This is a genomic window from Algoriphagus yeomjeoni (assembly GCF_003259505.1).
Classification (GTDB): Bacteria; Bacteroidota; Bacteroidia; order Cytophagales; family Cyclobacteriaceae; genus Algoriphagus; species Algoriphagus yeomjeoni.
In genome coordinates this window covers 399,776-413,785 of the sequence record NZ_QLLK01000003.1, presented here as the reverse complement: position 1 = coordinate 413,785, position 14,010 = coordinate 399,776, and the positions used below count along the sequence as shown (strand labels likewise).

At 41.9% G+C, this 14,010-nt stretch carries 13 protein-coding genes; 3 read left to right on the top strand and 10 right to left on the bottom strand.

Annotation, left to right across the window (positions count from 1 at the left end; translation table 11 throughout):
• Positions 1-202 precede the first annotated feature (202 nt).
• The gene (sucD, locus tag LV83_RS07325) at positions 203-1,084 is read left to right on the top strand and encodes a succinate--CoA ligase subunit alpha (RefSeq protein ID WP_091697283.1); all 882 of its coding nucleotides are present in this window, start codon (positions 203-205) and stop codon (positions 1,082-1,084) included.
• Between the two features lie 257 nt (positions 1,085-1,341).
• Positions 1,342-2,973: an ABC-F family ATP-binding cassette domain-containing protein gene (locus tag LV83_RS07320; protein WP_111610884.1), complete on the top strand. Its 1,632-nt coding sequence runs from the start codon at positions 1,342-1,344 to the stop codon at positions 2,971-2,973.
• A 99-nt stretch (positions 2,974-3,072) separates the two neighbouring features.
• On the opposite strand, the gene LV83_RS07315 is transcribed toward LV83_RS07320, so the two are convergent.
• The 5 genes from LV83_RS07315 to LV83_RS07295 all read right to left on the bottom strand — a co-directional run bounded on the left by LV83_RS07315 (position 3,073) and on the right by LV83_RS07295 (position 6,540).
• The gene (locus tag LV83_RS07315) at positions 3,073-3,405 is read right to left on the bottom strand and encodes a type II toxin-antitoxin system RelE/ParE family toxin (protein WP_111610883.1); all 333 of its coding nucleotides are present in this window, start codon (positions 3,403-3,405) and stop codon (positions 3,073-3,075) included.
• The gene (locus tag LV83_RS07310) at positions 3,395-3,601 is read right to left on the bottom strand and encodes a hypothetical protein (protein WP_111610882.1); all 207 of its coding nucleotides are present in this window, start codon (positions 3,599-3,601) and stop codon (positions 3,395-3,397) included. Before LV83_RS07310 ends, LV83_RS07315 begins: the two co-directional genes overlap by 11 nt.
• Before the next feature lie 144 nt (positions 3,602-3,745).
• Positions 3,746-5,041, bottom strand: coding sequence for a TRAP transporter large permease (locus LV83_RS07305; RefSeq protein ID WP_111610881.1), 1,296 nt, complete (start codon positions 5,039-5,041; stop codon positions 3,746-3,748).
• Positions 5,041-5,529: a TRAP transporter small permease gene (locus LV83_RS07300; protein ID WP_111610880.1), complete on the bottom strand. Its 489-nt coding sequence runs from the start codon at positions 5,527-5,529 to the stop codon at positions 5,041-5,043. Before LV83_RS07300 ends, LV83_RS07305 begins: the two co-directional genes overlap by 1 nt.
• A 24-nt stretch (positions 5,530-5,553) precedes the next feature.
• The gene (locus tag LV83_RS07295; RefSeq protein ID WP_111610936.1) at positions 5,554-6,540 is read right to left on the bottom strand and encodes a TRAP transporter substrate-binding protein; all 987 of its coding nucleotides are present in this window, start codon (positions 6,538-6,540) and stop codon (positions 5,554-5,556) included.
• 293 nt (positions 6,541-6,833) lie between these two features.
• Between LV83_RS07295 and LV83_RS07290 the strand changes: the two genes are divergently transcribed.
• Positions 6,834-8,480, top strand: coding sequence for a UxaA family hydrolase (locus LV83_RS07290; RefSeq protein WP_111610879.1), 1,647 nt, complete (start codon positions 6,834-6,836; stop codon positions 8,478-8,480).
• Here the strand turns inward: LV83_RS07290 and LV83_RS07285 are convergent.
• The 5 genes from LV83_RS07285 to LV83_RS07265 all read right to left on the bottom strand — a co-directional run bounded on the left by LV83_RS07285 (position 8,477) and on the right by LV83_RS07265 (position 13,942).
• Positions 8,477-9,517 carry a Gfo/Idh/MocA family protein gene (locus LV83_RS07285; protein ID WP_111610878.1) on the bottom strand — a complete coding sequence of 347 codons (1,041 nt, stop codon included), beginning with the start codon at positions 9,515-9,517 and terminating at the stop codon, positions 8,477-8,479. The genes LV83_RS07290 and LV83_RS07285 overlap by 4 nt on opposite strands.
• Positions 9,514-10,527 carry a 3-dehydro-L-gulonate 2-dehydrogenase gene (gene yiaK / locus LV83_RS07280; protein ID WP_111610877.1) on the bottom strand — a complete coding sequence of 338 codons (1,014 nt, stop codon included), beginning with the start codon at positions 10,525-10,527 and terminating at the stop codon, positions 9,514-9,516. The genes LV83_RS07285 and yiaK overlap by 4 nt, the downstream gene beginning before the upstream one ends.
• Before the next feature lie 74 nt (positions 10,528-10,601).
• A complete protein-coding gene (locus LV83_RS07275; protein ID WP_111610876.1) occupies positions 10,602-11,957 on the bottom strand; it encodes a pectate lyase family protein in 1,356 nt (451 codons plus the stop codon).
• Between the two features lie 9 nt (positions 11,958-11,966).
• Complete coding sequence (locus LV83_RS07270) at positions 11,967-12,350, bottom strand: VOC family protein (protein WP_111610875.1); 384 nt, start codon at positions 12,348-12,350, stop codon at positions 11,967-11,969.
• 107 nt (positions 12,351-12,457) lie between these two features.
• Positions 12,458-13,942 (bottom strand): pectate lyase family protein, encoded by a 1,485-nt coding sequence (locus LV83_RS07265; protein WP_111610874.1) that lies wholly within the window; start codon positions 13,940-13,942, stop codon positions 12,458-12,460.
• Positions 13,943-14,010: the final 68 nt, after the last annotated feature.

Genomic DNA, 14,010 nt, shown 5'->3' with positions numbered 1-14,010 from the left:
CTTCGCAAAAGCCCCTATTCTTCTATCTCACTTTATTAAATCGCCAATGTAAAAGAGATAGTCTTTAGGCTATTCCCTTGCTGTAGAACTCAAGTTTGTCAGGATTCTTAAAGATTCAAGGAATTCCCAGCATATTGTCACCCTTTTCTTTTGTGGGTGGTGGGTTTATTATATTTTTGTGCCAAACTATAGAAATCGCATCATGAGTGTACTAGTAAATAAAAATTCCAAGGTGATCGTACAAGGATTCACCGGGTCTGAGGGTTCTTTTCACGCACAGCAAATGATCGAATACGGTACAAACGTAGTCGGCGGTGTTACTCCTGGTAAAGGAGGCTCGACTCATTTGGAAAAACCTGTGTTCAACTCTGTAGAAGAAGCTGTTCAAAAAACTGGTGCAGATACTTCCATCATTTTCGTGCCACCGGCTTTCGCTGCTGATGCAATCATGGAAGCTGCTGATGCAGGTATCAAAGTAATCATCGCTATCACTGAAGGTATTCCTGTAGCTGATATGATGAAAGCTAAGCCATATATCATTGAAAGAGGTGCTACGCTTATCGGCCCTAACTGTCCAGGTGTAATCACTCCAGGAGAAGCAAAAGTTGGTATCATGCCAGGCTTCGTCTTCAAAACAGGTAGAATCGGTATCGTGTCTAAGTCTGGAACTTTGACTTACGAAGCTGCTGATCAAGTTGCAAAAGCTGGTCTAGGCGTATCTACTGCTATCGGTATCGGTGGAGATCCTATCATCGGAACTTCTACTAAGCAAGCAGTACAGTTGCTAATGGAAGATCCTGAGACTGACGCGATCGTAATGATCGGTGAGATCGGAGGAAATTACGAAGCTGAAGCTGCCAAGTGGATCAAAGAGAACGGCAACAAAAAGCCTGTTGTAGGATTCATCGCCGGTCAAACAGCTCCTGCTGGACGTAGAATGGGTCACGCTGGTGCGATCATCGGTGGAGCTGACGATACTGCTGCTGCCAAAATGAGAATCATGAGAGAAAACGGAATTCACGTAGTAGATTCTCCAGCGGAGATCGGCGCTACCATGGCGAAAGCTTTGGGTGTGAATGCCTAATAAATATGTAGGGTGTCCGATGCTAGATGTCGGATGTTTAGAAACCGCTTCGATTAAGTTCGGAGCGGTTTTTTTTGTTTTTGGAAGCTAGATGTAAGACAAAAGTATCAAGACCCGAGACTTGTCATTAACCTATAAATTCAAAATAAGCAAACTTCAAATTTGACTAGCTACAATGGTGAAGTGGGGAATATCAAATTTTCAATTACAAATTTCAAATCTGAAACCTTACCTTTGCCGCTTCAATTCCAAGACTTATGATTTCAGTAGATAACGTAGGCGTCATTCATAGCGGCTCCACTCTTTTCAGTAATGTTTCTTTTGCCATAAACGAAACCGACAAGATTGCCTTGATGGGTAAAAATGGCGCGGGAAAGTCCACATTACTCAAGATTATTGCCGGGGAAACCAAGCCTAGTTTGGGTTCTGTTTCAGCTCCCAAGGACTTCGTGGTCGCTTACCTTCCACAGCATTTGCTGACATCGGATGACTGCTCAGTGATGGAGGAGACTTCAAAAGCCTTCGCTAGCTACCTGAACATGAAGACAGAGATCGAGCGAATCAATGAGGAATTGACTGTAAGAACTGACTACGAATCCGATGAATATTACAAGCTGATTGAGCAGGTTTCGGAATTGAGCGAAAAATTCTATGCGATCGAAGAAGTGAACTATGAAGCTGAAGTCGAAAAGGTTTTGCTTGGATTAGGCTTCGAAAGAGCTGATTTAACACGCTCTACGTCTGAGTTTTCCGGAGGATGGAGAATGCGAATTGAGTTGGCAAAAATCCTTTTGCAAAAACCTGATTTGATCTTGCTTGATGAGCCTACTAACCACTTGGATATTGAATCCATTCAGTGGCTGGAAGACTTTCTTTTGAACAAAGCCAAAGCAGTAGTGGTGATTTCCCACGATAGGGCTTTTGTAGATAATATAACTACCAGAACTATCGAAGTAACGATGGGTCGTATTTACGACTACAAAGCGAAGTACAGCCATTACCTAGAACTCAGAAAAGAGCGTCGCGAACAGCAGCAAAAGCAATACGAAGAACAGCAAGCAACGATTGCAGACATTCAGGGATTTATCGACCGCTTCAAGGGGACTTATTCCAAGACGTTACAAGTGCAATCTCGAGTGAAAATGCTCGAGAAAATGGAAATCATCGAAGTAGATGAAGTAGACAGCTCAGCATTGAAACTTCGATTCCCCCCTTCTCCTAGATCTGGAAACTATCCCGTGATCGTAGAAGATATGAGCAAAAAATACGATGATCACGTGGTCTTCAAAAATGCTTCTATGACTATTGAGCGTGGACAGAAAGTGTCTTTTGTCGGTAAAAACGGTGAAGGAAAATCCACCATGATCAAGGCGATTATGGGTGAGATTGACTTTGAAGGTAAATGTGAATTGGGTCACAATTCCATGATTGGCTATTTCGCTCAAAACCAAGCTTCCCTGCTTGATGAGAACTTGACAATTTTTGAAACGATTGACTATATCGCCGTTGGGGAGATCCGAACAAAAGTGAAGGATATTTTAGGCGCATTTATGTTTCAAGGAGATGCCATCAATAAGAAAGTGAAAGTACTTTCCGGTGGTGAGAAGACACGTTTGGCGATGATCAAGCTTTTGCTCGAGCCAGTGAACTTGCTTATTCTCGATGAGCCCACCAACCACTTGGATATGAAAACCAAGGACATCATTAAGGACGCGTTGAAAGCTTTTGACGGTACATTGATCATCGTATCTCACGATAGAGACTTCTTGGACGGGCTGGTAACTAAAGTGTTTGAGTTTGGAAACAAGCGAGTGAAAGAGCACTTTGAGGATATCAATGGATTCCTGAGAAATAAAAAAATTGAGAATCTGAAGGAAGTGGAGAGGTAGGTTGATATTTGTTTAGTGACCGATGTCGGATTTCAGATTTCACATTCGCCGCTTTAAATCAGGTTTCAATATATTTATGAAAAAGTAATTTTTCCAATACTATTTTATTGAAATCTGGCTTATCAGAAGCTTCAATTCTTTATCTGATAGGGAGGATTTTTCTGATTTGTCATAAATATCCAGCAGGTAAATCTGGCTTTTTGTTACTTTTAAAAAAGTGATTATTCTCGCTCCTCCAGATTTACCTTTTCCTTTTGAAGATATAACAAGCCGTATTTTGTAACAATCTTTACCAAGAGGCTTACCTAATCTGGGGTTTTCCAGTAGTTGTGCAGCCAACAGCTTTAGATCTTCTTTAATTGATCTGTGTTTCTTTGCGATTTTTTTAAGACTTCTCTCAAATATATCTGTCGCTAGAATCTCAAAGCTCATTTAGAACATCCGCTATTTTCTTAAGTTTTTTCCCACCTTTTTCATGAGCTTCAACTTCAGCAAAAGAATCCAAGATTCTCTCAATCATTTCATTTTTTGATTGGATTTTGATGGATATAAGCTCCAAATCAGCCAAATCCTTTAAGATGCTTTTGACCTTAGGGTTTAATATTTCAATAGTTATCGATTCCATCATATATTATTGTTTAGCTACTTCTAATTTACGCAAATCTTCCCCATAAGATCAAAACAGCCTAAAACAAAAAACGGCAGTCATAAGACCACCGTTTTTTGTCTACTTGTTAACATCGGTCACCCGACATCAATCACCAGACTATTTTTACACCCCAAATACTCTCGGAAGCCAAAGTGTAATCTCAGGAAACATCATGATGAGTATCAATGCCAGCACCATGGCTGCATAGAAGGGCAACATGGGTTTGAGGATCTTTTGAATCGTTGTATTCGCCACACCTACTCCTATGAAGAGAATGGAACCTACTGGTGGCGTACAAAGGCCAATACACAGATTCAGCACCATCATAATACCAAAGTGAACAGGATCAACTCCCAATGCTGTCACCACAGGCAAGAAAATCGGGGTGAAAATCAATACCGCTGGAGTCATATCCATGAAGATACCGACGAAAAGCAATAGTAGGTTGATCATAATCAGAATCACAAAGATATTGTCACTCAAGCCAAGCAACGCATTCGAAATATTCTGAGGAATCTCCTCACTGGACATTACCCATGACATTGCCATAGAAGTTGCAATCAAAAGCATCACCACAGCTGTGGTTTCGGCAGATTTCAACAATACTGAGGGCAAATCCTTCACTTTCAATTCTCTATAAATCAGCGATAATACCAGTGAATAAACCACGGCTATAGCAGAAGCTTCAGTAGCTGTAAACACACCTCCGATAATCCCTCCGATTACAACGATCAACAGAAATAAACTTGGTACTGCTTTCCAGAATGTACTCAAAATCACTCCAAATGAAGATCCTTCTCCCGCAGGAAGCTTATGAACCCTTACCATAATGGCAGCAGTTACCATCAATAATAATCCAACCAAAAGGCCCGGTAAATATCCAGCTACAAACAACGCTGCTACTGAAACCCCACCAGAAGCCAAGGAGTAAACGATCAACACATTGGATGGAGGAATGATCAAACCAGTCGTAGAAGAAGTGATATTCACAGCGGCCCCGAGTTCCTTTGGATAACCTTCCTTCTCCATTCTTTTTCCCAAAATACCTCCCATTGAAGATGCCGCCGCTACAGCAGAACCTGCAATCGCTCCCATCAGCATGGCAGCAATGATATTCACATGGAGCAACCCGCCTCGCATTCTGCCCGTGAGGGCTTTTGCAAATTCTATCAGACGATTGGCAATACCACCTCGGTTCATCAATTCCCCTGCAAGAATGAAGAATGGAATTGCCAACAAAGAAAAACTATCTAATCCTGTTCCCATACGTTGGGCGATGGTAGTAATTGCCGGCATAGTTTGCACGGTAACCATCAGCGTCAGCATGCTGGAAAGTCCAAGGCTCCAAGCAACTGGTACTCCGATACCTAAGAAGAAAAGAAAAGAAAGTACTAATACTAAAACGCTCAACACCTCCATTACACAGCAGATTTTAAAGTTGTCAAAAATTTGATTGAGACTACTTGATAGTAGATCACTAATAACCCGCTAAAAGGGATAATGCCGTAGATATAAGCTAGAGGAATCTGAAGTACAGCTGATTTTTGTTCCAAGATAAAAGTCAAATAAACGAGGTTTGATCCTCCAATGACCATCACCACAAGTGCGAAAATAAAAATGCAGGTGTTGATCAAAATCATCAATTTGTCCTGCGCCTTTTCTTCGAGCTTTGTAAGCAAAATATCAATTGCCAAATGCTCATTTTTTCCTGCAACATAAGCAGCTCCCAGCATTCCTACCCAGATCAGCATGTATCTGGACAATTCATCCGTAAATGAACTTGGGCTTTGGAAAATATAACGAGAAACCACCTGCCAGGTCACATTGACCACCATAAGTGACATCAAGATGACTAGTAAATAGGCAATCCATTTATCCAGGATTAGCTTGGTTTGGGGTGAAAACATAGGATTGAAACTTTGGGTTAACAGTTATTTTACAGCGCGAATTTCTTCTACAATTTTATAGATTTCTGGTTGCTGAATTTTGAGTTCTGAGTACATCGGCTCGACTGCCTCGCGGAATGGCTGCTTATCTGGGTAGGTGATAGTTACGCCTGCCTTTTTCAATTCATCCAACGACTCCTGCGTAGCTTCTGCCCAGATTTTGTATTCATAAGTTGCCGACTCATCAGCCGCCTCTTGCAACCACTGCTGTTCTTGCTCAGTTAGACTTTCCCATACTTTGGTGCTCACGATCATCACATCTGGCAGAGCTGTATGTTCGTCTAAGCTGTAGAATTTACACACCTCGTAATGTTTTGAGGTATAAAGGCTTGGAGCATTATTCTCTGCACCATCCACTATCCCTTGTTGCAAAGCGGTGTATAGCTCTCCAAAGGAAACTGGCGTAGGTGAACCGCCTAAGCTTTTCACCATATTTGAAGCGGTGTTACTTTCCATCACCCGAACCTTCAATCCTGCAAGATCCGCTGGCGTCTCTATTGGTTTATCTTTGGTATAAAAGCTTCTTTTCCCGGAATCATAATAGCACAGTCCTCTCAAAAGATACTTCTGCGGGTCCAATAATAGTTTTTTTCCAATCTCCCCCTGCAAAACCGCCAACTGATGTGCATCATCTCTAAAAAGGTATGGCATCCCAAAAACTTGCATGGTAGGAGCAAACCCTTCCAGTGCAGCTGAGGACACCTTTGTCATACCCAAACTACCAATTTGTAGGAGTTCTACCAATTCACGCTCACTGCCTAATTGCTGATTTGGATAAATTTTCACGACCATTTTGCCGCCTGATTTCTCCTCTACTTTTTTAGCCAAAAAGAGCATGGCTTCATGTACTGGGTGTGTGATGCCTAGGCCATGGCCAAGCTTGATTATTCGCTTTTCCCCTGTGGCCTGGCAGGATACGAAAAGTGCTAGCACAATACAAAAGGAAAGGGTTTGAAGTTTTTTAAATCTCATGGGTTTATTGATCATAAAACATACTACACAATAATAGGTGTTTCTAAGCTGAAATGTCAGGTTGATTTACGGAAACGATTTAGTGAACTGTATAAATGGTAATTCCTTTGAGTGATCAAGGTTCTAGGGCAGGTAGAAAATTCCAAAAACATTCTATTTTCAAATTATGAGAAATGATAAAATTCATTTTAGTACATCTGCACAAATATTTTAATTTTCATTAAGGATTTTCGTTATTGCAAATGAATAATATAAATTGCGCAATCGATTGCGCAATATAATGATTAATTCTAATGAACCATAAGACATTATTAATTCATCCTAAGGACAATGTTTTAGTCGCTTTACAAGACCTTAAAGCAGGCGAAATAGTTGAACACAATGGCCTAAAAATAACCCTCAAGGACAGTATTCCTGCGAAACATAAGTTTGCAATAAATGAATTGAATACTAACTCTCAGGTCTTTATGTATGGCGGAATTGTGGGTAAAACTCTTTCTACCATCCCATCTGGAGGTGCCCTCACCACTCAGAATGTAACGCACGAAGCCGAAGATTTTGGTAAAAAATCAGGCGTTTACCAATGGGATGCTCCAGATATCAGCAAATTCATTGATAAAACTTTTATGGGTTTTCATAGACCAGATGGTCAAGTGGGAACCGGGAATTATTGGTTGGTGATTCCAATGGTTTTCTGCGAAAACAGAAATGTGGATATTATCAAGGATGCTTTTCTTGAAGAACTTGGCTTCGGCAAACCAAACCCGTTCAAAAAGATGGTTCGGGAAATGGCAAGTCTTTATAAAGCTGGACAAAAAGAATCTTTTGACTCAGTTGCGGTAGAGACATTTGCTGAGAAAGCCGAAGAACGTCTTTTTGAAAATATCGATGGAATCAAATTCTTAAATCACCAAACTGGCTGCGGCGGCACTAGGACTGATTCTCAGGCACTTTGTGCGCTTATCGCTGGCTACATCAACAATCCAAATGTTGCAGGCGCTACCATCTTGAGCTTAGGTTGTCAAAATGCCCAGTCTTCTTTTATGGAAGAAAAACTTCGCCTAATCAATCCTGACTTCAAAAAGCCTTTGATTATTTTGGAGCAACAGGTAGAAGGAACCGAGCAGCAGATGCTTACCCGTGCGATTAAAGAGACCTTTATTGGAATGGCTGATGCCAATACCCAAACCCGTCAGCCTGCTCCTTTGAGTAAATTGGTGGTAGGATTAGAGTGCGGCGGATCGGATGGATTCTCTGGAATCTCAGCAAATCCAGCTGTGGGTTATGCCGCTGATTTGGTTGTAGCGCTAGGTGGAACAGCCATTCTCTCTGAATTCCCTGAGCTTTGCGGTGTAGAGCAAGAATTGATCAACCGTTGCGTTTCGAATGACAAAGCCGAGCGTTTTTCTACGTTAATGCGACTTTATGCTGCTGCTGCGGAAGCCTCAGGTTCTGGATTTGACATGAATCCTAGTCCGGGAAACATTAAAGACGGCCTGATCACAGATGCAATGAAATCTTCTGGAGCTGCCAAAAAAGGCGGGACTTCCCCAGTAACTGATGTGCTGGACTACGGAGAATACGTAAACACACCAGGCCTGAATTTACTATGCACTCCTGGAAATGATGTGGAAAGCACCACCGCAATGGCAGGCGCTGGCGCAAATATGATTTTGTTCACCACTGGTCTAGGCACTCCTACCGGCAACCCAGTCACGCCTGTGATCAAAGTTTCCTCCAATCACAAACTAGCCGAGCGCATGCCTGATATTATTGACATCAACACAGGCTTTGTGATCTCTGGAGAGAAAAACATCCAACAAATGGGTGAGGAAATCTTGGAGAAAGTAATCAAAGTTGCCAGTGGCGAAGAGAAATCCAAAGCCATGATCCTTGGTCAAGATGACTTTATCCCATGGAAAAGAGGCGTTTCGCTTTAAGAGTGATCAAGAAAAGGTAACTCTACCTCTTTTTCCAATTCTGAAGATTTATAAATGGCTCGGATCAGCTCCACTGATTTCCGGGCCATATTTCCTTCTACCAAAACCGGTTCATTGTTGTCAATGGCATTCAAATAATGCTCCCATTGTGCTTTGTGCAATGCATGTCCAATTGCCATTGGATCAGCAGCTCCTGAACCAGCACTGGTATCTGCAACGATTGGCTCGGGTTCTTCCCCCTGAATACTCCATTGAATAAGCTTTCCAGCCTCCAAAACTGCAGACCCACATTTTCCAAAAATCTCCAAACGCTCAGGTAAGCCTGGGTACAATGCTGTCGAAGCAGTAATATTTCCCATTGCTTTATTTTCAAAAGTCACTAAGGCAGCACCCAAATCTTCCCCTTCAATCGGATGAAGCGCTGTTTTCACTTTTGCAAAAACGGACTTCACATCCCCCATTACATCCAGCAAAAGGTCAAAGGTGTGTATCCCTTGATTCATAAATGCACCACCCCCATCTCCTTCTAAAGTGCCTTTCCAAGGACTATTGCTGTAATATTCTGGAGCTCTGTACCAATTCACATGTGCGTTTCCCATCAGTAGCTTCCCAAACTTCCCTTCTTGAACCGCCGCTTTGAGTTTTAAATAATCCTCCGAAAATCGGTTTTGAAAAATAACTCCGAGCTTTACACCATTTTCTTCGCAAGTATCAATCAGCTGGTCAGCTCTTCTAAGATTTATCTCGATTGGCTTCTCTATTAACAAGTGCTTACCCGCTTTTGCTGCCAATAAACCCGCTTCCATGTGATGTCCGCTAGCCGTGCAAATGCACACAATATCAAGCTCGGGATGAGTCAAAAAAGCAGAAACGTCGGAGTAAGTATCAACTCCGAATTTCTCTTGAGCTGCCTTTGCTCTTTCAGCAGAAGAACTGCAAAGCGCAACCAATTCAGCATTTTCGATTTCTGCGATCGCATCTGCATGCTTTCCAGTGATCGCACCTGTTCCCACTATTCCTATTTTAAATTTTCTCATTTTTTCAATTCATTTTGAAGTTCATCCCATAGTTTTTCTGAAATCGGAACTCCATTCTTGAGGTTTCTATTTCGGGTTTCTAAGGTACTTTCTCCCGGGTATCTGACTGACTTATCAGCAAAAGTTGTTGAGCTTTTCAAATCGCCGATCAGCGCATCTGACTTGGTTTCTATCCAGTCTGTAAGTTCAAGTTTGGTAGGATCAAAGCAAAGGAAAACCTGCGAAACAGCACTTTCATGGCCAGATTTCCCTATTTCATAAGATGCATTTCCTCCAGAAAGAACTGCTGCCAGCAAATCCAAAACCATACTCAGGCCTGAGCCTTTCCACAGTCCAATTGGCAAGCCCAGGTGATTATCAATCACTGTTCCCGGATCTTTGGTGAGGTTACCTTCCTTGTCAAAACCTGCTTCATAATCCATTTGCTCACCTTTAGCTCTTGCTATGCTCAATTTCCCATAAGCGAATTGGGTAAAAGCCATGTCCAGCACCACCGGGCCTTTTTCTCTGGGAATTGCAATCACCAGAGGGTTGTTGCCGATTTTGGGTTCGCTTCCTCCCCAAGCGGGCATATTGGGAATTGTATTTGTAAAGCAAATCCCGATGCATCCAGCCTCTACCGCCTGCCAACCGTAATTACCTCCACGCATCCAATGATTGGTGTTTTGCAAGGTAACACAGCTGATTCCAAACTCTTTTGAAAGCTGAATTGCTCGGTTCATCGCAAAATCAGCATTGAGATTCCCCACTCCCTCCTGTCCATCCCAACGCTCAAACATGCCTAGTTGAGTCAAAGCAACAGGTTCTTTATCAGGATAAACTAAGCCTTTTTTGATAAAATCGAGGAAAAGGAAAAAGCGATTTACCCCATGAGAGCGTACTCCGTCAAGATCAGCTTTGGCAAAAAGAAAGGCACATCGCTGCGCCCGTTCTTCAGTAAAGCCATAATTAAGTAATATTTGCTCAAGTGTTTTGCTGAGTTGCTCAAAAGGAAGTTGCAGATCAATCATCGAACAGTCTGAAATTATTAGTGGTATCCTCTAAGATAAAGCCTAGGCTCAAATTTCGCATATATTGTGAAAAATTAGTTGACCAAGCTGTTCAAATAAACCTCCACGTTGCTGTAATTCTGGTCCAGATCATAACCTTTGGAGTCATCCGGATTCTTTGGATCCAAGCCATTTTTCATCTCCCACTCATCCGGCATTCCGTCTTGATCCGAATCGATTTTTACAGTTCCTTGATCAAGAATCGGCCATCCTCCCACCTCAGCTTGAGAATTGATTATTCCATTTTCACCGAATTTATTTACTCCCGTTGCCACTTCCTTTACAATCCTCTCATCTATTGAATCTCTCCTGAGGCTTGCGCCAGCATTCTTTAAAACTGCATGATATGCTTCCTCAGCACACATGGTTTTTGCTCCCGCAAAGTCAAAAGCAGCTGAAGCTTCAACTTGGTCTGCATCCACTCCTTGAATTCCCAAACTGTTATCTGCCGTCACATTTTCAAACCCTTCCACTACATTTCCATCTACATAGAATTTAGCATAAGGTTCATAGGGCTCGACGATTCTATCTCGATTTGATTTCGTCGCTGGACCGGCTTTGTAGTAGTTATTGACGATGTTGTATTGCCCCTCTTCACCTGCATAGGAACTGTTTCCCTTCCAATTATAAATCACATTATTCCGGAAATCCACCCATTCCTTTTCAGGTTCCTTATGATAGCGAGCACCGTTAAATCTTGGGTTCCGGCTGTTATGATCTGCCAGAAGATTGTAAATGAAAGAAGCTTTTTTTCCTCCCCAGATTCCACCATAGCCATGTTCTCCTTTTTCGTGAACGGATTTATTCAGACTTTCTGAAAGAATAGTCCACTGCAAAGTGAAATTCTCATTGTCATAAAAAGACCCGCATTCATCCGTAGCCCAGCTCAAAGAACAATGATCAATAATGACATCTTTCACTCGAATGGCGCTCATCGCATCATCCTGAACGTTGAGTTCATCGCCTAGTCGACTTCGGATGTATCGAATGATGACGTTATCATCTTTCACTTTAATAGGATATCCTTGAAGTGTAATTCCTCCGCCGGGAGCACTTTGCCCAGCAATGGTCAGGTTACCGTAGTTTATATCCAAACTTGATTTCAACTCGATATTTCCAGAAACAGCAAAAACGATTATTCTTGGTTCCTTTTTTTGGATCATATCCCGAAGTGAGCCTGGTCCATCGTCATTCAAGTTAGTTACCACTAAAACTTTTCCACCTCGACCACCTGTAGTGAATTTCCCAAAGCCTTCAGCGCCTGGAAATGCGAGCGATTTACCTGCATTTTCTGATAGAAACTGGCTTTCAGCTTTTCCCTTTTCCTGAGCTTTACAGCCTAAAGAAATCAGTAAAATCAATCCTAATCCGATTGTGTTTTTTAGAATCATATTCAAAGATTATATCATTGGGTTTGCTCTTTTGCATAACTGAAGTGCCAATCCCCAAGGGTCTTTTACCATGACCAGGTGGGAGCCATCAGGCAAAATATCGTCAGAAATCACCTTAGCTCCAGCTTCTACCAAGCGATCTCGGTCTGCATTTGGATCTTCAGAAACCAATGCGAGATGAACGGCAAGTGGATGAAGTTTTTCAAAATCAAGAGTTTCACCTTTTGGATTGGAATAAATCTCAATCATAACCGTGCCGCTATCATCCGCCAAAAAGGTCATGTACGGTGGCTCTACCATTTTCTTGACTACTTTCAGTCCGAGATGTTCCTCATACCAATGAGAGGCAGCTGATGCATTAGCAACGTTTAGTGCAAAATGTTCGAATTTCATATGTTTATAATTGTTTTTTTATGGCCATATGGAATGCCCTGGTAATTGTTTCCCTGTGCCGTCCTTAAGGTTCAAGATCATGGGCATTTCACAGGTCTATTTTTATGTCAATTGCTTAACGGAAAATCCTTGATAAGACTATTTAAATAAAGCTCCAAAAAGCTATAAGGAGTTCCAGGTTTGATTTTAGCTGCATCTGTACCAAGATTTGGATCAAGCTCATTTGCTGTTTCCCAATTGTCTGGAATACCATCTCTATCAGTATCTATGACTGGGGTTCCTGCTGCGAGTTCTGGCCATCCACCTACGTCTGTCTGAGAGTCTATGATTCCGTTTGTAGAACCAAGTGATCCTTCTACCGAATAGGAATTATTATTAACGTTGTCAATAATTCTCAAATCAACCTCATCTCTTTTCAGTGAACTTCCTGCATGAAGCAGAACCAATTCCAAGACTTTTTCTCCAGAATGCGTAGTGACATTTCCATTAATAGGGTGAGGAGAAGCTTGTCGAATTCCATCAATATCGCCTTGCGAAACTGTGCCATAACTGCTGTGAAATTGATTTAAAACTCCATAATTCCAGTTATCCTGTGTAGTGGAGGAACTTCCTTCGATGACATTTCCGTCTATGAAAAACTTTCCCCAGACGTTATAGACTTCAGTTCCTTCATTCTTATTCTTATCGATGGAGACTATCCTATTCCGCTTCGATCCTGAAGGAGTTGCCGGGCCAGGCTTATAGTAATTATTGACAATGTTCACATTCATTGCCTCACCGCCATAGGCGCTGTTTGACCCCCAATTGTATATCACATTATTTCTCACATCCACGAGATCAGTCAAGGCAAATGCTTTACCTGCCTCCTCGCCAAGTCTAGGATTTCTACTATCATGGTGTGCTAGCAGATTATGATGAAAAGAGGCGTTTTTCCCGCCCCAGATTCCTCCATAGCCATGTGATCCTTTTTCATGAACAGAATTTTTCAAGCTTTCCGAAATAATACTCCACTGTAAGGTGGTATTCTCATTGGCATAGAATGTAGCTGTCTCATCCGTGGACCAACTCATAGAACAATGATCGATAATAATATCCTTATGAAAACGAGCTTCCAAGGCATCAGCTTGCTGTTTACCCTCGTCGCCCATCCTAAATCTAATGTATCGGATGATCACATTATCGGCATTGATTACCACAGGGAAATCCCGGATGGTTATTCCATCCCCTGGAGCACTTTGTCCTGCAATGGTAACATCGCCGAAGTTAATCTGAAGTTTAGACTTCAGCTGTATTGTTCCGCCTGTATTGAATACAATGGTACGTTTTCCAGATTGATTGATGGCATGTCGAAGTGTTCCAGCCGATCCATCATCGGTCAATTTATCCACATAATAGACTTTGCCTCCACGACCTCCAGTAGTGAATTGACCGAAGCCTTCGGCTCCTGGAAAAGCATAGTGTAACCCTTCATACGGAGGAACAACTTCTTCAATTTCCTCTTCCACCACAGGGTCAGAATCGGAAGGTCCTCCACACGAAGAACTTGCAGAAAAGATGATAGATATAAAGAAAAGCTTAATTATCGAATTCATTGGTTTTTGATTTGGATTGAAAAGAATAAGGTGTGGCAAAACCACACCTTATCTCAATTAATTATTAA